The following is a 22,386-nucleotide window of genomic DNA, read 5'->3' as shown; positions in this document are numbered from 1 at the left end:
CCTCAGCGCCCGGCAATATCGGCGACATAGATCGCCGCAGTGCTGCCCGGCGCGATGCTGGCGGGCGAGAGGTAGAGCCTGCCGTCCCGCTCGATCGCTGTGCTGAACGCGGTCCGTGCCCCATCGATGGCGAGCAGGCGCGGCGTCAGGGACCGGGCCTCGCGGGTGATCTCGACCACGCAAGGCAATGGCTGCGGCCCCGGACGCATGGCGGCGGGAAGCCAGGCCAGCAGGCGGCGCACCGCGGAATAAGGCGCGGTGCCATCGACAATCGGGGAGCGCGGCGAGAGCAGCGTCACCCAGTAGCGCCCCGCCCGGTCGGACGCGCGGATATTGCCGGTAAAGCCGGGAAGGCCGGTCAGCTGCGCCAGCCTTTCGCCCTCCGGCGAGAACAGGCTCACGGCGTAGATCGCGCTTTCGGCGACCAGCAGGTTCCCGTCGGGCATCGCGGCCACGCCGTTGGTCATGGCCAGTCCCCGCGCCAGCACCCGCGCCTTGCCGGAGGCCGGATCGTAGCGGACCAGCAGCCCTGACCCGCGATGTTCGAGCACCTCGTGATAGAAATCATCGAGGCTGCGTCCGGTGGCGGTAGTGGTGAAGGCAATGCTGCCGTCGGGCATGGCGGTGACGTCGTTGGTCCACGACAGGCGCGTGGAGCCGACCCGGTCGAGCATGCGGCGGAAGGCCCCGCCCGGCGGTGCGGCGAGCAGGGCGCCCGTGCGCTCGTCGACCGCGTAAATCGTGCCATCCAGGCCATCGGCTAGGCCCGTGAGGAAGCCCCCGCCGCGCGCCGCGATCGTCCATGCGCCGCTGGCGGGATCGACCGCGGCAACCTCGCCGTTCGCCATCGCCACCAGCAGGCGTCCGGCCCCGTCGAAGGCGAGCCCGTCGGGTTTGCCAGGTAGGTCACTCGCCAGCACCCGCACGGTCACCCGCGGCGCGGTGGCGCAGGTCTGCCCGTCGGCGAGCGGAGGCGGAGGTTGCCATGTGACCGGGTCGATCGGGCTTAAGGCGATCAGCCCTGCCGCTCCGAGCCCGAGACCCAGCAGCGCAAGACCGGCAATCCGCCGGATCATGCAGGCAAAACGCCGATGCTCTGGAGCAGGGCGAGGCGGTCATAGATCACCTCCTGCTCGACCACCTTGCCCGCCACGATCTGGTACCGCGCGGCATAGGTGCCGGAAATGCGCGCGCCGCTGGGCGGGATCGCGGTGCCATCAGGGAGCATCAGCGGGCCGGTGTGGACGCCGCTCATGGTGCAGAAATCGGTGATCGCCTCGCCATCGACGAGGCGCGCATGGGTGCGCACGTCGTTCTCGCTGAAGGCGCCGAGCCACACTTGCTCGGCCAGGATGCGCGCCGGCTTGCCGGTCAGCGCCACGCCCGGCGCGCGGTAGTCGACATTCTCGTGCCAGTGCATGGCGATGCCGTCGAGATCGCCGTGGCGGAAGGCCTCGTGCATCGCATCGACCACGGCGGCGGGGGACAGGTGGGTGGCGGTGTCGGTCATGGCTGAACTCCCTCAGGCCGGGGCCATTGCATGGGCGCGCAGCCATGCGACCGTATCGCGCACGGTCTCGGCGACGGGACGGAAGGCGAGGCCCAGTTCGGCTTCCGACTTGGCGTGGTTGAAGCGGGTGCGCCCCGCCTCGCGCTTGAGCGACTTGACCGCCGCCCAGCTCAGCAGCGCGGGCTTTCCGGTGGTCCGCGCGAGCATCTCCTGCATCCCTGCCACGGCATACATCAGCGGCAGCGGTAGGGCGCGGGTCGGGGCCTTGATCCCGGTCTCCTGCTCCAGCTCGGCGAACAACTCCCCAAGGGTCATGCAGCGCCCCGCCGCGAGATAGCGCTCGCCCCGGCGCCCCTGCGTCAGCGCGGCGATCTGCGCCTCGGCCACGTCGCGCGCATCGACGAAGGACATGGTCGCGGGCGGCACGCCGGGCAGGCGCTGGTGGAGGAAATCGAGCGCGGTCTGCGCGGCGGAGGTCGGTCCGGCATCGCCCGGCCCCCACATCCAGCCCGGCATCACCATCACCGCGTGGAAATCGGGATAGCGTGCCAGCGCATCGAGCACCGCGCCGTCGGTCAGGATCTTGCTGCGGTAGTAATCGTCGGCATTGGCGGTGTCGCGCAGCATGGTCTCGTCGATCAGCGCGCCCGGCGGCCCGTCGATCAGCGCGATCGAGGAGGTGTGCACCATCCGCCGCACCCCGGCGGCATAGGCGGCGGCGATGAGGTCGCGCGTGCCGATCACGTTGATGCGCTCCAGCATCGGCCAGTGCGAGCCACCCTTGTAGCTGTCGCGGAAATAGGCGGCGGTGTGGAACAGCGCGTCCACACCGTCGAGGTGCCGGGCAAAGCCGGAGACGTTCTCCATGTCGCCGGTGACGATCGCGAGCCGCGGCGTGTCGAGATCGGCGAACTGTGCGGTGGCCTTAGCCCGGCTGCGCGCCAGGGCCCGCACATTCGCGCCGCGCGCCAGCAGCGCCCGCACGAGATTGTTGCCCAGCAAGCCGGTCGCCCCGGTCACAAAAAAGGTCTGGCCATCCATTGCGCGACTCCGTTTGGATTTGATCGAGTATTGAAATACCATTTGGTATTCGAATTGCAAGCGGTATGCTTACACCATGCCCAGACTGACCCGAGCCGAAAGCCGCCAGCAGACCCGCGAACGCCTGCTCGATGCCGCCAAGGACGCCTTCACCCGCGAAGGCTATGCTGGCGCGTCGGTCGATGTGATCGCGGAACGGGCCGGCTTCTCGAAGGGCGCGTTCTATTCGAACTTCGAGAGCAAGGAGGCGATCTTCCTCGACCTGCTCGAGGCGCACATGGGCGAAGAGGTCGCGATCAGCAGCGGCTTCGTGCCGCAGAACGCCTCGGCCGAGGATGCGATCGAGGCCATCGCGGCGCGCTACGCCAGCGATCCGGTCGATCTCGAATGGTGCCTGCTATCGATCGAGTTCGCGCTCCACGCCACCCGCTCGCCCGCCTTCGCCGAACGGCGCGCGGCGCTCTTCGCGCGCCATTATGCGGCGGTGGCGAAGGTGATCGAAAGCATCGCGGCAAGCGCCGGCGTGACGATCGTCCATCCGGAACGGAAGGCCGCGGTCTTCATCGCCTTGCGACAGGGCCTCGCGCTTGAACGCAGCCAGACGGCTCCGGCCATCAGCGAGGCCGATGCGAGGCAGACCCTCTCCGGCTGGATGCGCGACCTGCTAGGCCTACCCCGCCACACCGACTGAACGCGCGCGAGGGCAGCCGGCAGCGGCAGAGCCCCCTCGGGTCAAGCGGGTGCATTACCTTCAGACACGGTGGCTGAGCAGCGCCTGCCCAGCCAGGCTCCGCAGGGCGCGGCCACCTCAATCACGGGCTAGAATGCCAGCTGGAAACGGACGACGCCGAGATTGCCGCTCGCATCGGGCACCAGCGAACGGCCGGCCGTGCGCGTGCGGGCGTAGTTGGCGAGAACCCGGATGTTGCGGGTGACGTACCATGTCGCCCCTGCGGTCAGGATGCTGGCGGTGCCGCGGTCGAGTGCCGGATCATCGAGATCAGCCCGGCTGTAGCGCGCATTGAGTTCGACCGCGCCGCCCTTCTTGTCGATCCGTGCCCCGCTCGGCACGCCGCTGCTGCGCGAATAGCCGTAACGCTCGCCGGTAACGAGCCAGCCTGCGCCGACATACCAGCCGTTGAAATCGAGGCTCGGCGCCGCAACCCGGTCGATGGTGGCGGCGATGTATTGCGCCTGCACCTGCACCGGCCCCATGGCATAGGCGAACTCGGCATTATAGGCGTCGAGCGCGCGCGCGCCGACGATGGCGCCGGTCGCGGCGAGGCTGGGGGCGAGGCTCGAGGCCGAGATCGCGGTGAAGCGCGGCGGCTCGGCGGCGTTGAAGGAGCGGTGTTCATAGGCCGCGCCCAGATGCAGGAAGCTGCCCTGCTCGCGGATCGGGGCGAAGGTCGCCCGCACCACGTAGCCATCGCCGCGCACCCGCGACTGGCCGACCTCGTCGTCGAGCGCATCGGTGAAATAGCCGCCGGCGATGGTGAACCCCCCGCCCGCATACCGGACGCTGCCGCCGAGACCGAAGCCGGGCGAGAAGGAATTGGCGAGCGAGCGTTCGGCCAGCGGCATCGCGTTCGAGCTCTGCATGTCCTCCATGCTGAAGGACACGATCATGTTGCCGCCCTTGATCTCCAGCCCCTTCACCGGCTCGACCGCCAGCCACAGGTTGCGCCAGCCGTCGGCCTGCGCGAATTCGCGGTCGACCCGCACCGTCACTGCATCGCCGAACTTGGCCGAGAATTCGATCCGCGCGCGTCGCACATCGGCATCGCTGCCGTCGGTGAGGCCGTGCTCGAATACGGAGGCATCGAGATGGAGCCTGCCGCCGAGGTTGAATTCGACATCGCCGGTCTTGAGCGTGAGGCCGTCCTCGTCGGCGCTGGCATCGGCGACCTCTTCGGCGCAGGCCGCGCTCCCGGCGCTGAGGGCGGCAAGGCCCGCGGCGAGCGCGATGGCGCGAAGCGGCGCGGCGGGGCGGAACGGGTGCTTGGTCATGCGGGACATCCTGTTGCTGCAAGGCCGGACCCGAAAAGGGCCGTCCCGCTGCCAACGGGACAGCCCCGCCACTTATTCCGCGAGGGCCCGAACATTTTTTTCCGCGCCTCCGGAATAAGCCGCCGACCTCCCCCGTTAGCGTCAGGCCAGTCCAGCCAGGAGGAGACAAGCCAATGACCATCCATGACTTCCAGTCGCTCGACGGGGTGGCCTATGGCGAGCGGCTCGAGCGGCGGCTCGCGGCGGCCAAGCGCGCGTTCACCACGCGCAATGTCGATCTGGCAGCGGCAGCGCGGCTGGTGCGATCGGGCCGCCGTCCGCAGGCTGGCGACCTCATCCTCGCGCGGGTCACCGGACTCGGGCAGCACCGCCGGCTCGAGAACGTTCACGGGCGCCGCGGCGATCTTTACGAGGGGGACGAGATCATCATCGCATACGGCAATCGCTATGCGCCCGACCAGTTCGAGGCCTATGTCCCGGAGAACCTCGGACCCTGTCATCTGGTCGCCGGGGGCGGTGTCGCAGCGCTGGTGACCTCGCGTCACGCGAGCATCAAGCCCGCCACCAGGATCGAGGTGATCGGCGCGCTGGTGCGGGCCGACGGGAAGGCGGTCAATCTGGCCGACTTCGCTCTCGTCCCGACGCAATCCTCGCGCCCCGCACGGGTGATCGCGGTGGTCGGCAGTTCGATGAATGCCGGCAAGACCACCACCGTCAGCGGCTTGATCCACGGACTGAGCCGCGCCGGCTTCAGCGTCGGCGCGGCCAAGCTCACCGGCACCGGCTCGGGCGGGGACCTGTGGTCGATGCGCGATGCAGGCGCAGGCCTCGCGCTCGATTTCACCGATGCCGGCCATGCCTCGACCTTCGGGGTGTCCGACGAGGGCCTGGGCCATGTCGCGCAATTGCTGCTCGCCCGTCTCGGCGCGGCAGGGATGGATATTGCCGTGGTCGAGATCGCCGACGGGCTGCTGCAAAGGGAAACCGCCGCGCTCGCCCTCACGGGCCATGCCCGCGGCTGGTTCGATGGCTTCCTGTTTGCTGCAGCCGACGCGATGGGCGCGGCGTTCGGCTGCGAGTGGCTGAGCAAACGCGGAATCGCGCCGCTGGCGATTTCGGGCCTTGTCACCGCCTCGCCGCTGGCCGCGCGCGAGGCAGCGATGGCAACGGGGATCGAACTCGCCGATCTCGCGAGCTTGCGCGATCCGGTGGCAGCGGCCCGCATCGCTTTCAGCACGCCCGGAATGCGGGTCGCCGCGTGACGTCTGCCCCGAGGCTTCTGGCCGGGCGGCGGCGCAGCCTTGCCGCAGTGCTGGTGGCGCTGGCCATCGGCGAGGCGCTGCTGGTGGTGCTGTTTGCAGCAAGGCTCGACCAGCTGCTCTCCATCCCTTCCCCTGCGCCCTCGGCCCTGGCGGCGGGCGCGGGCATCGCCGGAGCCGCAGCCGCCGCGCTGCTGCTCCAGCGCTGGGTCGGCGAAAGCTTCGCGCAGGGCTATGTCGCCGATTGCCGCGCCGCGCTTTATTCGGCCGTGGTGCGCTGGCGCGGCGCGACGCCGGAGGAGGGCGGTGCGCGCTGGCTCACCGGGCTGATCAACGACATGGCGTCGCTGCGCAATTACGCCCTGCGGGGTTCGGTGCGGCTGTGGACCAGCGCGACGGCGGCAGGCGCGGCCGGCATGTGGGTCGCCCTGACGATGCCGCAGCTGCGCATCGGCCTTGTCCCGCTGCTGCTCGGCACGGCGATCATCCTGCTGCTGACCTTGCCGCTGTCCCGCGCGATTGTCGCTCAACGCCGCGAGCGGGGGCGGCTCAACCGCTTCATGGTGCGGCGGGTGCGCGCCGATCTCGAGGGCGCCGCGCCGCGCAAGGGCAATGGCACCCGCAAGCTGGCGAGCCTTTCGGCCACGCTGGCGCGCGCCGCGGTGACGCGTGCCGCCGCGATCGGCGCAATGGAGGCGATCGCGACGCTGGCCGGGCTTGCTGCGGCGCTCGTGCTGGCATGGCAGGCCGGGGGGCGAGGCGGCCATGCCGGGATCGCCGGGCACCTCACCGTGATCGGCTTCATCGCGGCCCGGCTGCTCGAAAGCGTGCGCGCGCTCCACGCCCGGATCGGAGGGCAGATCGCGCTCGACCGGCTCGCCGGTCTGATCGCCAGCGCCCCGCCCCGCAAACGTTCGCGCCGCTCGCGGCCGGCGGGCAGCCGCACGGCGCGGGTGCGCGAGCTCGAATCCCCCGCCTCGCCCCGCGCCGCGCTTGCGCCGCCATCAACCCCTTTGACGCAGGAGCGTGTGTCGTGATGCCCTTCCTGAAACCCGACCTCCTCGCGCCCGCTTCCCAGCCACGCTTCCGCCCCGCCAGCCACGCAGCGATGCCCGATTGCTACATCGCCAACGTCAGACCCGGCCAGCCGGTCCTTGTCGCGGTGCACGGGATCAGTCGCAATGCGGCCGAGATCGCGATGCGCTTTGCGCTGGACCCCGCCTTTGCCGGAACGACGATCATTGCCCCGCTGTTCACCCGCGAGGCCTTCGGCCAGTATCAGCAATTGCTGGCGCGCAAGAGCGGACAGGTGCGGGCCGATGACGCTCTCCTCAGCTTGCTGGACGACCTTGCCACCGAGTACGGCATCGCGGCCGATCGCTTTGCGCTGTTCGGCTTTTCAGGCGGGGCGCAGATGGCGCACCGCTTCGCCATGTTTCACCCCCACCGGGTGCGGCGCCTGTGCGTCGTCTCGGCCGGGTGGTATTGCATGCCGCACACCGACATCGCCTATCCGCACGGCATTGGCGACGGGAAGGGCGGAGCCATTGTCGGGCCGGAGTTCCTCGACATCCCGACCACGGTGATCGTCGGCAACCGGGATACGCGGGTCGACGCCTCGGTGCGGCAGGACGAGATCATCAACCTGCGCCAGGGCCGCAACCGCCTGCGCCGCGCACGCTGCTACACCCGCGCGCTGCGCAGCTATGCGCAAGAGCAGGGCAAGGACAGCGCCCCCACGCTGCTGACGCTGCCGGGCATGAGCCATGATTTCCATCAATGCGTGACCGAAGGCGGGCTGCTGAGGATCGCCGCGCAGGCGTTGCTGTAGCAAACGATTTCAATTAGCCTTGCCCCGAGGGGCCATAAGAAAAGAGCAGGATATGCCGAAATTTGGGGACTTGCGCAGGCTTGCCTGCGGCTTGCTGGCAGGGACGATACTGATCGGGGGCACGCCTGTGCGGGCCGACGAGGGGCTCGGGCCGCTCGAGGTGCAGTGGCAGGGTTTCGACATCCGCCTGACCGCGGGCGCGGCGGCGCAGGGGGCGGTGTTCGAGGACCGCGATGCCGCCACGGATTCCCCCGACGCCAAGATCGATCTCTTCGCACGGCTCAATGCCGAATGGACCTCGCCCGGCGGTGTACTGATCGGCTTCAACGTCGAACAGAACAGCCGCCGCCGTGCCTCCGAAGTGCTCGAGGCGGGCGAGATCTACGGCTTTGCCGCCACCGATTATGGCCGGATCGAGGTCGGCCTGCAGGATGGCCCGGCCGACGCGCTCGCCTTTGCCGCGCCGCTGGTGGCGCTCGGGCAGGTGCGCGGCGAGTTCTCGCGCTATGCCGGAAGCCAGGCGCTTCTGCGCGCGCTCGATACGCAGGATGCCTTCAAGGTGATCTACCTCTCGCCGCCGGTGGGAGGCCTGCGCGGCGGTGTGTCATGGTCGCCCAAGGTGCGCCGCAATTCCGCTGCCGTGAACTCGCGCGAGCGGATCGCGCTCGACAACGCCTTCGAATTCGGGCTGCAATACCAGCAGCCGGTGGGCGACTGGATCCTGGGGGCGAGCGCGGGCTATGCCACGGGCGACGCCGATCCGCTCACCACCCGCGCCGACCTCAACAGCTGGAGCCTCGGGGCCGAGGCGCGGCGGGGGCCGTTCCGGATCGGCGGGGCTTATGTCGACCGCGGCGATTCCAACCGGCTCGATCGCGGGTTCGACCAGTGGGAAGTCAACGGCGGGGTCGGCTGGGTAACGCCGGAGTGGGGTCTGGCAGCGAGCGCGGCCTACACCAAGGCTTCGGATCGCGACAACCGGCTGTTCGGCGCGGGCGGCTTCTACCAGCTCCACCCCAATATCCAGCTGCGCGCCGACATCGTCCGGTTCCGCGAGGAGCAGCTGCTCGTCGGCGTGAACAAGGGCGTTGCCGCGGTGATGGAGATCGCCTTCATCATCTGAAGGCAAGGCCGGGGGTCGCCCGGCCCTGCCTATTTCCGCTTGAGTTCGGCCAGCTCCTCGGGCCCGATCAGCGGGTCGCCTGCGATCTGTTCGTCGACCGCAGCCACCACGCCCACCGCCGCATCCCCGCCAGCGAGCTTCATCTCGCCAACAGGCGCCGCGCGGCGGCCATAGGCCTCGACCTGCCAGTCACCGCCCTTGGCCGCGCAGGCCAGCGCATCGCTGGTGGCGCCGCCGCCGGGCGCGGTGATGGTGAACTGGCGACACAGGGCGCCCGCGCCGTTGCGGAAGGTCAGCACCACTTCGCCCTCGCCCAGAGCAGCGAGGTCCTGCCTCTGGCCGCTGGGTGCGGCATCGAGCATGGCCGAGATCTCCGCATTGGCGAGCAGCAGCGCGCCCGGATCGCCGCCCGCCCCGCCTTCACGCCCGCCCAGCAGCGGCCCGCCGATCATCACGCCGAGCGCGAGGCTGGCGGCGGCGGCAGCGATGACGATGCCGTCGATCCGGATTCGGACGGCGATGTGACCGACCCGGACGACGCGGATTCCGGGGCCGATCCTGAAGCTGGCGGCGATGCGGATGCGGGCGATCCGGACGACGGCGGGGGCAGCGACGACGGCGGCAGCGACGATGGCGGTTCCGACGATGGCAGTGGCGGGTCCGACGACAACTCCGGCTCCGGCAGCTCGGACGATGGCGGCGGAAGCGGAAGTTCCGGTCATGGCAGCGGCGACGACGACGTATCGGACGACGACAATTCGGGATCGGGCAAGTCGGACGACGATGATGCCGACAAGGTCGACAATTCCGGCAAGGGCAACGCCGAAGACCGCAGCGACGACAGCGACGATGACGACAACAGCGATGACGGCAAGGACGACGACGGGAGCGACGACAGCGGAGACGATCTCGGTCGCTGGGACCTGCCCGGCGCGGAAAGCGCCGCCACCCGGGCCGAGCTGGACCTGCGCGACCATATCGATACCGACGACGAGGGCTTCCGCTACCGCCGCGGCGAATTCGTTGCGCTCGATCTGAGCGACGACGATCTCGCCTTGCTCGAAGGGCAGGGCTTCGAGGTCGTCGCCCGCGAGCAGCTGGCCTCGGTCGAGGGCACGCTGCTGCTGCTGCGCGGCCCGCCGCAACTGACCGGCGAGGCCGCCCGTGATGCGCTCGATGCGCTCGGCGATCCGGACAGCATCGGCCTCAACCACCTGTTCGACAGCGCGGCCACCCGCACCCGCCAGGCGCGCGCAAAGACAGCGCCATCGCGAGCGGCCTGCGGCTGCGAGATCGGGCTGATCGACACCGGCGTCGCCGCCGACCTTGCCAATTTCAGCCATGTCCAGCTGACGCAGGAGGCCTTCAACGGCAAGCAGACCGAAGCCCGGCTGCACGGCACGGCGGTCGCCTATCTGGTGTCGGGCACCAAGGGCAACCCGGCCCGTGCCACCCGCATCTATGTTGCCGACATCTTCAGCGGCCCGCGCGAGACGGCCGGATCGAGCTTCGCCCTGATCAAGGCGCTCGACTGGCTGGCGGCGCGCAAGGTGCCGGTGATCAACATCAGCCTGTCCGGCCCGCGCAACCCCGCCGTCGCCAAGGCGATCGCGCGGATCGCCGGGCAAGGCCACATCATCGTCGCGGCCGCCGGCAATGATGGCCCCGCAGCGCCGCCGGTGTTCCCCGGCGCCTATGACGGCGTGGTCGGCGTAACCGCGGTCGATGCCCAGGACCGGGTCTACCGCTATGCCAATCGCGGCGGATACGTCGATTTTGCGGCGCGCGGCGTCGCGGTCGCGGCGATCGACGACAAGGGCGCGCTGCGCGATGCCACCGGCACCTCCTTTGCCTCGCCGATCGTCGCCGCAAGGCTCGCCGCCCGGCTGCGCACGCCCGATGCCGCCGCCTCGCGCCGCGCGGTGCAGGCGCTCGAAGGCGAGGCCCGCGATCTCGGCGCGCGCGGACGCGATCCGATCTACGGTGTGGGGCTGATCGGAGAGCAACCCTGATGCTGGGCCTGTTGCTGGCAGGAGCGGCAGCGGCAACAGCGCTCCCCTCCGGCCCCGCCCCCATCGCTCTGCCGGATTACGAGGGCGGCGATGCCTACGTCTTTTCCGACGGACGGGTCGAACGCGTTATCAGCAGTAGCGGGGATACTGTCATCTGGGCCGGTCTGTCCGGCCCGACCTACACCCGCAGCCGCAATTTCATCGTGCCCGTGCTGTCATGGCGCAGCGGCAGGGGCACTGGCAGCCGCGAGGTGCATGGCAATCCCGACGCTCTCTGGCCGATGGCCCGCCCGCGCTCGGTGCGCTTCCGCGTGGTGAGCGAAACGCGCACCAGCCCCGAGGCTTCGCTCAAGCGTTCGGTCGCCCTGTGGGTGTGCAAATCCGGCAAGCTGCGCAGCTTCACCGTCAAGGCGGGCATTTTCGAGGCGATTCCGGTGGTGTGTGACCGCTACTCGTCCACCACCATGCGCCTGATCGAGCGCCGCGAATGGGACTATGCGCCCGAGCTTGGCCATTACGTCCGCCGGGTCACGATCAACTATCTGCGCGGCAGCAAGCGCGAGGTCGAGCTGGTCGCCGCCCTGTCCGGCCCTGCGGCGAGCTCTGCCCGGCTCAGCGCGCTCTCGCGTCAGGCACTGGCGGAACGATCCGCGCCCCGCCGGCCGGACTGACCGCGCGCGCGCAGTCGAGGGCGCCGGAGCGCCCGCGCCAAAAGATTGCGGATCAAGGTTCGCTGTGCGGCCTTATCCAAGGCGCAGCCCATAATCTTTCGGTCGAGCGGGGACTGGGCAGCCGGTGAGCCGGCCGTGAGGAACGTATTTGGGACTTACCTTACATTCCACTTAGGCCGGTCGAACGACAGGTTCATCCACAATATCTGACACCGGTCTAGCGGCACGCCAGGGCGACTTGTCCTTGCCGCGGAGAGGCAGACCATGACCTGCTTGATCAAGCCAAGCGCGGAAGAGGCGCTTTAGCCGAAATGATGGTGTCTTCCGCCACGGCGTAGGTCACATCCTCGCGCGGCACCGCTTGCCCTTCGGGCGTCACCAGTGCCACCCGCAAGGGCGCGCCGCTTGCCTTGCTGTAAATCTGCAAGGGCGAAGGTGCGTCCTGCAAATGCCGGTCGCCCCACTCCATCAGCGCTATCAGCGGCAGGGCGAGCTCCTGCCCGCGCCGGGTGAGCCGGTATTCGTGGCGCACCCGCGCCTTGCCTTCGCGATAGGGATGCCGCTCGAGCACGCCCGCCGCGACAAGCGCCTTCAGCCGCGCGCTCAGGATGCCGCGCGGTGCGCCGAGATCGGTGCGCAGATCGTCGAACCGCGTGACGCCGTAGAACGCCTCGCGGATCACCAGCATCGTCCAGCGGTCGCCGAGCATCTCGCAGGCGAGCGCCATGCCGCAGCGGTCGCGCGGGATCGGGGCGGCGCGGACGACCGGGTCGGGCAAGCCTGAGTTTGACATACGAACCCAGATAACGCATCCCAAGCTAGGTTCCAAATCAGGACTTAGATTCGTGACACAGCGCCCGTTTCCCCCCCTCCCCGAACCCGATCGCTTCGGCGGCCCCGGCTGGCTCGCCCGCAGCGGCGGGGTGATGAACGGAAGCGAATGCGCGCGCGGCCTGGCAGTTGCCTCGCGCCAGCAGGTCCAGAACCTGTGGCAACGGATGTTTCCCTTCTTCCAGCGCCCCGGCCGCGTCGAGGACCTGCCGCCGGTGCCCGACAGCAAACTGGTGCAGCTGGCCGAGGAAGCCGCGCTCGCGCAGAGCCCGGCGCTGCTGGCCCACGGCTACCGCTCGGCGACATTTGCCCGGGCGCTGGCGCATATAGACGGGCACAGGCCCGATCCGGAGTTGCTCCACATATGCGGACTGCTGCATGATGTCGGCCTGATGAAGGATGTCGCGGGAGAGGACTTCACCTGGCGCAGCGCCGCTGCCGCGCGCCAGTGCGCCTGCGATGCGCATGCGCCCGCAGCGGTGGGCGATCATCTGGCCGATGCGCTGATCGTGCACACCACCATCGGCGTCACGCCAGCACGCGACGGAGTGCTGGGCGCCTATACCCAGTATGGCGCCATGGTCGATCTGACCGGCCTCAGACTCGCCCATCTGCCCAAGGACTTCGTTGCCGGCGTGCTGCGCCAGCACCCGCGCGGGGCCTTCAAGGCCGAGTTGATCCGCCGTCTCGGGAAGGAAGCGCGAGCCGTCCCCGGCGGGCGCTTTGCCTTCGCCCTGCGGGCCGGGTTCGGCCTTGCCGTCAGACAGGCGCCGTTTCCCTCATGAGCGAGACCAGCACCATCATCGACGGCGCAACCGGGATGCGCGCCCGCGCTGTCGAAACGCTGGCATTGGCATTTCAGGACGATCCCGCGCTGGCATGGATCATTCCCGATCCGGCCACGCGCAGTCGGCGCCTGCCGCGCCTCTTCGACTGGCTTTTCGCCGATCATCTGCGCCACGGCATGATCCTCGCCGCGCCGCAGCGCGAGGCGGTGACGCTGTGGCGCCTGCCGGGCAAAGTGCATCACCATGATCCGCTGACCCCGGCCGAATTGTGGCGGCTGGTGCGGATCTTCGGCACGGCGCTGGGCCGCGCGGACAAGGTTGGCAAGCATCTCGCCCGCCATGTCCCGGCGGGTGAGGATCACCTTTACTTGCGCTATGCCGCCGTGCGCCCCGAGGCGCAGGGCAAGGGCTGGGGCGGCCGGGCGATCCGCGCCGGGATTGCCGAAGCGAACAGGCTCGGGGTCGACACCTGCCTCGAGACCGCCAAGGCGAGCAATGTCGCCATCTACCAAAGGCTCGGCTTTGCCATCGTCGACGACTGGCAGGTGCCCAGCGGCCCGCGCTTCTGGACTATGGTCCGGCCGAAAGACTGACAACGGGTATCACTAGCCAATCAGCGCGATCGACACCGCACAGGCCGCCTTCATTCACCCCACCGCCCTGTTCTACGGCCGCATCACGTTTGGCCCCGATGTCTCGGTGTTTCCCTATGTCGTGATGCGCTCGGAAGCCTACGAGATCAGGATCGGCGCGCGCACCAACATCCAGGACTTCGTGATGATCCACTTCGGCAACACTACGCCCACCATCGTCGGCGAGGATTGCTCGATCACCCACCGCGTAACACTCCCGGCTGCACCATCGGTGACCGCTGCCTGATCGGTATCGGCTCGACCATCATGGACGGCGCGGTGATCGGCGACAATTGAATCGTCGCCGAACACAGCCTTGTGCGCGCAGGGCAGGAATTTCCGCCCAATTCGGTCATCGCCTGCAGCCCCGCCCGCCTGATCCGCGAGCGCGACTGTTCGGGCGGCTTGCGTCTCCCTCGCGCGCTCATCGCTGGTCCCGGCAGGTGATCCGCCGGGCAGGTTTTCGGACAGATAGCGGATCACGTTGCCGCCCATAACCTGCGCAATCACGCCCTCGTCATGGCCCGAGCGCAGCAGGGCCTCGGTGATGCGCGGCAGGTGGTGGACGGGCACCGGTTGCGCGAGCGCGCAGAAGCCCGAACCCAGCGCCACCGCCTGAGGACCAAGCGCGGCGATCATGTGATCGAGCACGCGGGAAATGGCATCCAGCTCTCCCTCGCCGACATAGTCGGGCACGAAACCCAGACCGATGATGCCGCCCCGCGCGGCGATCTCCCTGAGGAGTTCGTCGGGCAGGCACTTGGGATCGTGATGGCAGGAAGCGCTGCCGGTGTGGGTGACGAGGGGTGCGCGCGAACTCAATGCCAGCACGTCGGACACGGTGCGGAGGGACGCATGGGCAAGGTCGATCATCATACCGAGCCGATCCAGTTCCTGCACCGCCTCCCGCCCGAACGCGGTGAGGCCGCCACCTGAAATGCCCGAGGACGATCCCGCAAAGGCAGTGTCGGTGTAGTGGCACAGCTCGGTCGTGCGGAACCCGGCGCCAAACAGCCGCCCAAGGTTCTCGATACGGTAGCTTGTGCCATCCGCCCCCTCGAGCCCGAGATAGGCTCCGCGCACGGCAGGATCGGCCCGGCGCGCGGCGAGCATGGCTGCGAGATCCTGCGCCGTGCGGATCAGACGCACCGTCCCGCCCGAACGTCCGACAAAGCGGTGCAGCTTTCCCCCAAGATAGAGCGCGCGTTCGGTCTGGTCGAGGATCGCGCGCAGCGGCCATTGATCGACGATTCCGAGTGCGGTCAGCTGGTCGCTCTTGTCGGAAATGCCGCCGCCGGTGATGACCTTCGGACTTTCGGTCACCACCAGAAAGCCCTGCACCGCGCCGCCGCCCTCGGCCATGCGCGGGAAGTCGAAATGGCCAAGGTCGCTGCGGTGGAGCAGGTTACGCCGCCAGATCAGCGAATCCGCGTGAAGATCGGCCACGATCAGCTTCTCGTGCAGCTCCAGCGCCGTGGCCGAGACCGGCGGGCGCGGCGTGCTGCGTGTCCCGAAAATGCGCTCCGCCGTGAATGTCTCGGTGCGGACCAGCACGGTCCACACTAGCGCGAGCCCCACCAATGCGCCTAGCACTACCCAAGCCGCCATGCGGTTTCTCCTGTCGGTGACGATCTAGCTATGCTAACAGGCGTTCAGGTAATTGCGAGTCTTTTGTGAACACTAGTTCAGATAAAATCCAGCGGCCTGCACCCCGCACTCCGGTGCGCCGCAACGGCGTGGCGACCAAGGGCCGGATCATCGAAGCCGCGATTGCCATGATCGCCGAGGATGGCGAGGCGCTGGCGATGCGCCCGCTCGCCCGCCGCGCGGGATGCTCGCCGGCTGCGATCTACCAGTTCTTTGCCGATCTCGATGATCTGGGTGCGGCGATCGTCGATCAGGTGACGGAGGACGCCGTGGCCGAACTCGCGCCGCGCCTGTCGCCCGATCTTGCGCGCGAGGACCCCGTCGCATTCTTCGCCGCGCTGATGGACGGCGTGGTCGCGCTTCAGGCGGCGCGGCCCGAGACCCTGTGTCTCGTCCGCCCCCAGCCCGATGGACCCCGCGCGGCGCTGGCGGGCGCGCTGCGCGAGATGATCCGGGGTATGGTCTCGGATGCCTTCGCTGAAGGCCGCCCCGAGGCCGATGCCCTTCGCCGAGAAGAGGTGCTGACAATTGCGCAGCACGCGCTGATCGGTGCCATGGCAGGCGTCCCGCCGCGCGATGCCGCCGAACGCGCGCGCTATCTTGCCGATGTCGCCGAACTGGTGGGCCACTTCGTCGCCCGCGGGCTACGCTCGCAAGCTGACTAGCCGATCTTCTCCCTGAGCCACGGCAAGAGGGAGGACGCAATCAGATCGGGTGCCTCGAACTGGCTGGCGTGCCCCACCCCGTCCAGCGGATGGATCCGCGCTTCCGGCACGAGCCGGGCGAAGGTTTCGTGGTTGGCAAAGGGCGTCGCCCGGTCGGCGCGCGCCCAGACCACCTCGACCGGCAGGTCCGATGCGCCCAAAGCCGCATAGCCTTCGCGGAAATCGTCCATGTTCATGCACCGCAGCGTCGAGAGCATCGCGCGGGCGAACCCCTTGAAGGCCGCCTGCCGGTCGTAGCGGTCGAGGAATGGCTGCGGCGCCTTCCCGTCAGCAAAGAAGTTGGCCTGCGCGGCTCTCAGCGACGCACTCCCGATCATCGCGAAGCCGAGGTCTCCCAGCACCGGGACGAAGGCCGTGCGACCCAGCACCCCGATGCGGATCGGCAGGCCCGAGGGCGAGACAAAGAACAGCGAGGCCACCCGGTCATTGTGCCGCACGGCAAACTCACTGGCGACCATGGCGCCCATTGACCAGCCTACCAGATGCAGTCGCGCATTGGGTGCCAGGGTCTCGATCAGCGCGGCAAGGTGATCGCGGAACAGGGTGCGGGTGTAGTTTGCCTTCGGCCGGTCGGTGAAACCGTGCCCCGGCATGTCGAATGACAGCGTTGCGAAACCCTGCGCCGCGAGCAGCATTTCGAGCGGCTCCCAGACGAAGGATCCCACCGAATAGCCGTGGATCAGCACCACGAGATCGCCATCGCTACGCCCCTGCAAGCGATAGCGGGTGACGCCCTGTGGCAGCTCGGCAAAGGTGCCGCCCAGGGCGCGGCGCGCGGCAGCGTCGAGGATGCGGGATTCGGCGCGGGGTCTCGTCATCTGCGGGGTTTCCTGAGGATCAGCCGACGAAATCGCGCGCAGCCTTGTTCAGCGAGAAGCGCGCCAGCCAACGCACAAGGTGCCGCGCAAAGCGGTTCTCGAAGCGCCGCAGCTCGACCCGGATCGCGCTGTCGAGATCGCTGGCGAGCAGGCACGCTCCGCCGCAGATCGTCGCCTTGATCATGTCGGGCGACCAGTCGGGCGCAAAGGGCGAACGCTGGGTGACGATCAGGTCGGCACGCTGTCCGACCGCGATCCGGCCCGCATCCTCGACGCCAAGCTTCCGCGACGCTTCAGGGCCGGCCATCCGCCACACCTGCTCGCGCGTCACACCGGCCGCTTCGAAGGCGCGCATCTCGTCATGCAGGGCGATGCCGGGAATGATGAAGGGTTGCTGTGTATCGGTGCCGAGCCGCATGTCGACACCTGCTTTGACGGCCTCACCCACCACTTCGACCTTGCGCGCAAAGGCATCGCGGGCGCGGTCGAAATCCTCGGGCGTGATGCCGCGATAGACCGGCAGGCCGTGGTCAGGGTGCCAGACGATGTCGGTGTAGAAGCCGGACAGCAGCCGGGTGTCAGGGGCTCTGCGCTCACGCTCCCAATCCTCCATCCGCAGCAGCCCGCGGGTGGTGACGAGGGTCGGTGTCATCGCAAGGCCGTGGTCGAGACAGCCCGCGATCACCTGCTCGATCCGCGCGCGATCGACCGACTCCCAGTCGATGTTGCGATTGAGGATATGGTCGCGCCGCAGCGAGGCGGGTTCGGGGATGCCGAAACCGTGCTGCGCATCGGGCAGGCGCGCATCCTCGAGCCGAAGCGCGGTCGGGACATGGCCCATGACCTGCATCCCTTCCGCCTCGGCAGCGCGGCACAGGGCGGCGATGCGCGGCGCATCGAGGTTCTCGTAAGCCTTGATCCAGCTTGCGCCCGCGAACTTGAGGCGAGCGACGATCCCCGCGGCCTCGTCCGGATGCGTCATGGCGATGGTGTTGCCCCAGCGCGCGCGGCCATCGCCGACGAAGGCGTAGGCGTAGTGAATCTGCGGTCCGGGCAGCGCACCCGACTGGACCAGCGCCAGCGCCGCCGGGGTCGAGGAGCCGTCGGGATCGCCTGCATCGCGGGCGCGCACCACGCCGAAACGCAGGTTCAAAAGCATGAACAGCGGGGTCAGGCGCAGGATGTTGTCCGGCGGCATGTGGATGTGCATGTCGGTGAGCGCCGTCGTGACAGTATGCCCGCGCAGTGCCTCGATCACCCGCACCGCGACGCCGATGGTGCCGGGCGCGTAAATGCCGGCAATCCGCCCGCTCTCGACCAGCAGGTCGACTGGCCCTTCCGGTGCACGGCCGGCCTCATGGAGGGTGACACCCGGCAGCACGAACGGGCCGCGTTCCACCGGGACTCTCGGACGCGCCCCAGCCACGCTGTCGCGCCAGGCGGCAAATCCCTTGTCCAACAGCACGGGGGGCTTTGTCGCGCCGCCAGCCAGAGGCGCGCTCCCGCCGCCGCCTCCGCCGCAGCACGAGGCGTTGGTCATCTGATGAGCTGCATCGAGGAATGCTGGCCAGTCGTCGCCCGGCGTTATGGGGGCATGGCGATGATGGTGCAGATCGGGCATGACAATATCTGATCATACGTTCAGATAAGAGTCGAGTCCCTATGCGAACATTCGTTCAGATTTCTTACGGCGACGATGATGAACCTTTGCATTTCTTCTGGAGCACAGCAAAAATCTGTTCTGGACCAACCTCGCCGAGGGCCGGATCGAGGGACACCTCGTGCAGGACCCGATCTAACACAGGCCTCTAATGGGGGCTTTAATCGAGAGCAGACGTTGGCGATGGACTGTATCGATGACCGTTTGTGGGTGGAAACCTGCCGCAGAGACTTCAATCGGATTGATGGTAGACTGCAACCTTAGCGCGGCTACAACTGTGCTATGCAGCGCGGATCCCCTATCAAGCTCAAGGTCCAGATCATGTGCGGCGACGAGATCGCGATGGGCCCGGGCAAGGCCGACCTTCTCGAAGCCATTGCTTCGCACCACTCGATCTCGGCGGCGGGGCGAGCGCTTGGAATGAGTTATCGCCGCACATGGCTGCTGGTGGACACGATGAACCGCTGCTGGGCCGAGCCTCTGGTGGCGACCACGCCGGGCAACCCGAAAGCGGGCGCGCACCTGACCGGACTGGGCGAAGCGATCCTTGCCCGATACCGACAACTGCAAGGCGCACTGGAGCAGGCCTGCGGTGCGGAGCTTGCGGCGATCATCGACCAGTCGCTTCTGCCCTCCCCTCGTCCCACACAGCGGGACGAAGGGGCAGACCTGCCTATCGCCGGAACCTGACCGTCACCCCCACGGTGCGCGGGTCGCTTGGCGTGCCGAGGATCAGCCCCGAATTGCCGGCCTGGATGGTGAGGTTCTGGATGTAGTCCGCACCGAGCAGATTGCGCGCGAAGACAGCAACCTCCCAGCCCTTGCCCTCTGCATCCTTGCGCCGGTAGCCGAGGCTCGCATTGGCGAGATTGTAGCCATCGATGACAGTGAAGCGCGACAGGCTCGGATCGCCGGGATAGCCGCTGCGCCAATTGCTGTCGGCGTGGATGAACACCGCGCCCCTTCCGAGCGGGACGGCATAGTCGGCGCTCAGCGTCTGCGACCAGCGCGGCAGGCCGGCGAGGCGCTGGCCGGTGAGGTCACAGGCGGCGGTGGCAGAGGATTGGAGCTCCAGCGGACAGGGGCCCGCCGGGTAGTCGGTATACGTCCCGTCCCCATAGGCGAGCGCGCCCACCAGAGTCAGCCTGCCGAGGGTGAACCGCGCATCGGCCTCCACCCCCTGCACCCGCACCGCCGGGATGTTCGACAGGTAGCCGCGCAGCGCCACGGTCTGGCTCGAATCCACCACGGTCGCCTGGAAATCGCGCACCGTTGTGCGATAGGCGGCGAGGTTGAGGGTCAGTCGCCCGTCCCACAGCGCCGACTTGATCCCCGCCTCCCACGTCGTGTTGCGCTCGGGCTCCACCACCGCGGTCGCCAGCGCGGGCTGGTTGTTCGCATCGAGCGGCAGGCCCGACATGTTGATCCCGCCCGATTTGAACCCGCGCGCGAAGCTGGCATAGAGCAGCACGTCATCGGCGGGCTCCCACGCGACATTGGCGCGGCCCGACAGGCTGCCCTCACTGTCACGCGCGGCATAGGTCTGCGGCCGCAGCACACCGAGGCGCGCGTTGATGAGCGCAGGCGAGGTCACCACCGGCCCGCCGAACACCTGCGTGCTGTAATCGCCCTCCTTGCTCTCGTAGGTGTAGCGCAAGCCCCCGGTCAGCGTAAGGCGCGGCGCGATCCGCCAGTTCGCCTCGGCAAAGGCGGCGTAGCTGTTGACCGCAAAGCGCGTCTCGCCGGTCTGTCCGTAACCGTCGAGCAGGTTGGCGGGCACCGGCGTGGCATTCGCGCCGGTCGTCGCCCCGATCAGCCACGGCGCGCCATAGGGTCCGAACACCGAATTGGGGCTGCCGGTCAGCACCTGCCGGAAGAAATAAAGCCCCGCGACATAGCTCAGCGCGCGGTCCCCGTCCGATGCGATCCGCACCTCCTGGCTGAGCTGATCCTGCCGCGAGGGGATGCGCTGGATCAGCTGGATCGGCAGGCCTGTGTAATCGCGGTCGTTCGCCGCGTCCCAGTTCCAGAAGCGCCATGCGCTGATCGACTTGACCGTCGCCGGGCCGATGTCCCAGTCGGCGGTCGCCGCCACCCCGCCCTCGCTGGTCTTCACCGCCAGCGCCGCGTCGATGTCGGTCAGGCGGTCATAGGGATTGGTGCTAGGCGGGGCATAGCCCGCCGCCGCTGCCAACGCCGGATATTGCCGCGCGGCGGGGCGCAGGCTGGTGCCGACGCGCAGGAACACCTGCGTGCAGCATTCGCTGTCGAAATTGGCGAAGTCGGCGATCAGCCGGAACCGCAAGTCCTGCGAAGGCTGCCAAAGCACCTGCCCGCGCACCGCCTGCGCGCCCAAGGTGTTCTGGTCCGCGCCGGTCCGCACATTGCGCAGCACCCCGTCACGCCGGGTGAAGGTGCCCGAGAGGCGATAGGCGAGCGTCTCGCCCGCGAGCGGCCCGGTCGCCGAAAAGCGCCCCTGCGCGAAAGCCCGCTCGCCGCCGCTCAGCTCGGCATTGTAGGCGCGCGTGAAGCTCGGCGCGGCCGAGAGGATATTGATTGCACCCGCCGTGGTGTTCTTCCCGAACAGCGTCCCCTGCGGCCCGCGCAGCACTTCGATGCGTTCAATGTCCGAAAAGTCGAAGGCGGCGGTCGCAGGCCGCGCGTGGTAGACCCCGTCGACATAGTAGCCCACCCCAGGTTCCAGCCCGTCGTTCGCCTGGCTCACCGCGACCACGCTCGATCCCAGCCCGCGGATGGTGAAGGCCGTGTTGCGCGGATTGGCCGAGGAGTAGTTGAGCGCGGGCACCAGCACCGTCAGGTCGCGGGTGTTCAGCGTGTAGGACTGCTCCAGCCAGCGCGCGTCCACCACCGAGAGCGCGGCAGGCACGTCCTGCGCCTCCTCCGGACGCTGGCGCGCGGTGACGATGATCGGATCGCCTGCCCCATCCTCCGCCCACACCGCCTCCGCCATGGCCGGTGGTGGCAGCACAAGTGCGGCGCTGCCTAGCAGGCCGATTGGAAGAATAGTGCGCAAAAGGTCCCCTGATCGCCTGTCGAATCTATATCTGATGATATATAGATAATTCGATCAGGCAATGGGGATTTGCGGCGGGTGGCCTTGCTGATCAATCAAGAACCTGGGGGCAGTTATGGGCTCGGAAGGCGAACTTCCGAAATCTTCCAGAGCGCGGGCAAAGCCGTCGTTCGTGGCCCGATCTGAACCGTGACGGCTTCCGACCCAGACCCGGTCGCTCATAAATACTGTTTGCAATGGCTTGTTCCGCCAAACTCGGCCATTGAGGGCAGGTGTATCGTCGTTCGCCGGAATGATCTGCCATCAAGCATATGGCGCGAGGTTAATGCAAGCAGGGGCCGACATGGCTACGGGTGCCGGACCTGCGGCGATTTGATATTGCGAAGCTGGGGCGGGGTGTGTGGCTGAAGGCAATCCATGCACCTTAGCGGTTGCCGACCTCCGGTTTGCAGCCACCTGGTCAATCAAAACTGATTTGCGAGCCACGCTCAAAAATGCCTTATCGCTTCAAAGGGCTCAGTGCGCTTAACTCGGATCTGATTAGCAGATTCGGGCCTATCCGAACCTGATTGGGAAGCTGCCGTCTATAGCGATGCTGGTTATCTCGCTGTTACGCAAAGCATATCTGTGCGAATAGATGCTGCGATCCGTCGCGTAGGGTGTGTACCGTTCTCAGCTTCCAAGCCGTTACCGGTATGTGATCCAGATTTGGGCAGAAAGAAATGCCCCGCCATGCCGCTCGCCCCATGCCGACCTCGTATCGGGGAGCGTTTATGGGAACTGGCGACCCTTGA

The 22,386-nt window shown here is 68.1% G+C and carries 21 protein-coding genes; 11 read left to right on the top strand and 10 right to left on the bottom strand.

Annotated features, from left to right (window positions below; genetic code table 11):
• Positions 1–2: 2 nt before the first annotated feature.
• The 3 genes from BZF57_RS00805 to BZF57_RS00795 are packed head-to-tail and all read right to left on the bottom strand — an operon-like array spanning position 3 to position 2,551.
• On the bottom strand, positions 3–1,076 hold the full coding sequence (locus tag BZF57_RS00805; RefSeq protein ID WP_086733614.1) for an SMP-30/gluconolactonase/LRE family protein: 1,074 nt from the start codon (positions 1,074–1,076) through the stop codon (positions 3–5).
• Positions 1,073–1,510 carry an ester cyclase gene (locus BZF57_RS00800; protein ID WP_086733612.1) on the bottom strand — a complete coding sequence of 146 codons (438 nt, stop codon included), beginning with the start codon at positions 1,508–1,510 and terminating at the stop codon, positions 1,073–1,075. Before BZF57_RS00800 ends, BZF57_RS00805 begins: the two co-directional genes overlap by 4 nt.
• A 12-nt stretch (positions 1,511–1,522) precedes the next feature.
• Entirely contained in the window at positions 1,523–2,551 is a 1,029-nt protein-coding gene (locus BZF57_RS00795; protein WP_086733610.1) for an SDR family oxidoreductase, read from the bottom strand.
• Between the two features lie 76 nt (positions 2,552–2,627).
• Between BZF57_RS00795 and BZF57_RS00790 the strand changes: the two genes are divergently transcribed.
• Positions 2,628–3,242 carry a TetR/AcrR family transcriptional regulator gene (locus tag BZF57_RS00790; protein ID WP_086733608.1) on the top strand — a complete coding sequence of 205 codons (615 nt, stop codon included), beginning with the start codon at positions 2,628–2,630 and terminating at the stop codon, positions 3,240–3,242.
• A 128-nt stretch (positions 3,243–3,370) separates the two neighbouring features.
• Here BZF57_RS00790 and BZF57_RS00785 read toward each other — a convergent pair whose 3' ends face one another.
• A complete protein-coding gene (locus BZF57_RS00785) occupies positions 3,371–4,561 on the bottom strand; it encodes an OprO/OprP family phosphate-selective porin (RefSeq protein ID WP_162290930.1) in 1,191 nt (396 codons plus the stop codon).
• 173 nt (positions 4,562–4,734) lie between these two features.
• Here BZF57_RS00785 and BZF57_RS00780 point away from each other — a divergent pair, with 173 nt between their 5' ends.
• Genes BZF57_RS00780 through BZF57_RS00765 form a run of 4 tightly spaced genes read left to right on the top strand, consistent with a single transcriptional unit; the run spans position 4,735 to position 8,774 of the window.
• Positions 4,735–5,823 carry a DUF1611 domain-containing protein gene (locus BZF57_RS00780; RefSeq protein WP_086733604.1) on the top strand — a complete coding sequence of 363 codons (1,089 nt, stop codon included), beginning with the start codon at positions 4,735–4,737 and terminating at the stop codon, positions 5,821–5,823.
• Positions 5,820–6,857, top strand: a complete 1,038-nt coding sequence (locus BZF57_RS00775; RefSeq protein ID WP_143738280.1) for a hypothetical protein — start codon at positions 5,820–5,822, stop codon at positions 6,855–6,857. The genes BZF57_RS00780 and BZF57_RS00775 overlap by 4 nt, the downstream gene beginning before the upstream one ends.
• Positions 6,857–7,651, top strand: coding sequence for an alpha/beta fold hydrolase (locus BZF57_RS00770; protein ID WP_086733600.1), 795 nt, complete (start codon positions 6,857–6,859; stop codon positions 7,649–7,651). The genes BZF57_RS00775 and BZF57_RS00770 overlap by 1 nt, the downstream gene beginning before the upstream one ends.
• 52 nt (positions 7,652–7,703) lie before the next feature.
• Positions 7,704–8,774, top strand: coding sequence for a porin (locus BZF57_RS00765; RefSeq protein ID WP_086733598.1), 1,071 nt, complete (start codon positions 7,704–7,706; stop codon positions 8,772–8,774).
• Between the two features lie 29 nt (positions 8,775–8,803).
• Here the strand turns inward: BZF57_RS00765 and BZF57_RS00760 are convergent, their stop codons facing one another.
• Positions 8,804–9,226: a hypothetical protein gene (locus BZF57_RS00760; RefSeq protein ID WP_086733596.1), complete on the bottom strand. Its 423-nt coding sequence runs from the start codon at positions 9,224–9,226 to the stop codon at positions 8,804–8,806.
• A 69-nt stretch (positions 9,227–9,295) separates the two neighbouring features.
• Here BZF57_RS00760 and BZF57_RS00755 point away from each other — a divergent pair, with 69 nt between their 5' ends.
• Together BZF57_RS00755 and BZF57_RS00750 are read left to right on the top strand one after the other, a co-directional pair.
• Positions 9,296–10,786: a S8 family serine peptidase gene (locus BZF57_RS00755; protein WP_086733594.1), complete on the top strand. Its 1,491-nt coding sequence runs from the start codon at positions 9,296–9,298 to the stop codon at positions 10,784–10,786.
• Positions 10,786–11,457, top strand: a complete 672-nt coding sequence (locus tag BZF57_RS00750; RefSeq protein ID WP_086733592.1) for a hypothetical protein — start codon at positions 10,786–10,788, stop codon at positions 11,455–11,457. Before BZF57_RS00755 ends, BZF57_RS00750 begins: the two co-directional genes overlap by 1 nt.
• A 277-nt stretch (positions 11,458–11,734) precedes the next feature.
• On the opposite strand, the gene BZF57_RS00745 is transcribed toward BZF57_RS00750, so the two are convergent.
• On the bottom strand, positions 11,735–12,250 hold the full coding sequence (locus BZF57_RS00745; protein ID WP_206073173.1) for a winged helix-turn-helix transcriptional regulator: 516 nt from the start codon (positions 12,248–12,250) through the stop codon (positions 11,735–11,737).
• Between the two features lie 52 nt (positions 12,251–12,302).
• On the opposite strand from BZF57_RS00745, the gene BZF57_RS00740 reads away from it, so the two are divergent.
• Positions 12,303–13,073, top strand: a complete 771-nt coding sequence (locus tag BZF57_RS00740) for an HD domain-containing protein (RefSeq protein WP_086733590.1) — start codon at positions 12,303–12,305, stop codon at positions 13,071–13,073.
• The gene (locus BZF57_RS00735; protein ID WP_086733588.1) at positions 13,070–13,669 is read left to right on the top strand and encodes a GNAT family N-acetyltransferase; all 600 of its coding nucleotides are present in this window, start codon (positions 13,070–13,072) and stop codon (positions 13,667–13,669) included. The genes BZF57_RS00740 and BZF57_RS00735 overlap by 4 nt, the downstream gene beginning before the upstream one ends.
• Before the next feature lie 138 nt (positions 13,670–13,807).
• Here BZF57_RS00735 and BZF57_RS00725 read toward each other — a convergent pair whose 3' ends face one another.
• Positions 13,808–15,316, bottom strand: coding sequence for a dipeptidase (locus BZF57_RS00725; protein ID WP_206073172.1), 1,509 nt, complete (start codon positions 15,314–15,316; stop codon positions 13,808–13,810).
• A 65-nt stretch (positions 15,317–15,381) separates the two neighbouring features.
• Between BZF57_RS00725 and BZF57_RS00720 the strand changes: the two genes are divergently transcribed.
• Positions 15,382–16,020, top strand: a complete 639-nt coding sequence (locus BZF57_RS00720) for a TetR/AcrR family transcriptional regulator (RefSeq protein ID WP_162290929.1) — start codon at positions 15,382–15,384, stop codon at positions 16,018–16,020.
• On the opposite strand, the gene BZF57_RS00715 is transcribed toward BZF57_RS00720, so the two are convergent.
• Positions 16,017–16,898, bottom strand: coding sequence for an alpha/beta fold hydrolase (locus BZF57_RS00715; RefSeq protein ID WP_086733583.1), 882 nt, complete (start codon positions 16,896–16,898; stop codon positions 16,017–16,019). The genes BZF57_RS00720 and BZF57_RS00715 overlap by 4 nt on opposite strands.
• Before the next feature lie 19 nt (positions 16,899–16,917).
• On the bottom strand, positions 16,918–18,297 hold the full coding sequence (locus BZF57_RS00710) for an amidohydrolase family protein (RefSeq protein WP_162290928.1): 1,380 nt from the start codon (positions 18,295–18,297) through the stop codon (positions 16,918–16,920).
• Positions 18,298–18,840: 543 nt separating this feature from the next.
• Between BZF57_RS00710 and BZF57_RS00705 the strand changes: the two genes are divergently transcribed.
• Positions 18,841–19,248: a winged helix-turn-helix domain-containing protein gene (locus BZF57_RS00705; protein ID WP_086733579.1), complete on the top strand. Its 408-nt coding sequence runs from the start codon at positions 18,841–18,843 to the stop codon at positions 19,246–19,248.
• Here BZF57_RS00705 and BZF57_RS00700 read toward each other — a convergent pair.
• Positions 19,232–21,529 (bottom strand): TonB-dependent receptor, encoded by a 2,298-nt coding sequence (locus BZF57_RS00700; RefSeq protein WP_086733577.1) that lies wholly within the window; start codon positions 21,527–21,529, stop codon positions 19,232–19,234. The genes BZF57_RS00705 and BZF57_RS00700 overlap by 17 nt on opposite strands.
• Positions 21,530–22,386: the final 857 nt, after the last annotated feature.

The sequence above is a fragment of the Erythrobacter colymbi genome (assembly GCF_002155685.1).
Lineage (GTDB): Bacteria > Pseudomonadota > Alphaproteobacteria > Sphingomonadales > Sphingomonadaceae > Erythrobacter > Erythrobacter colymbi.
Note: the sequence above shows the minus strand (reverse complement) of the source record. Positions and strands in the feature narration are given on the sequence as shown.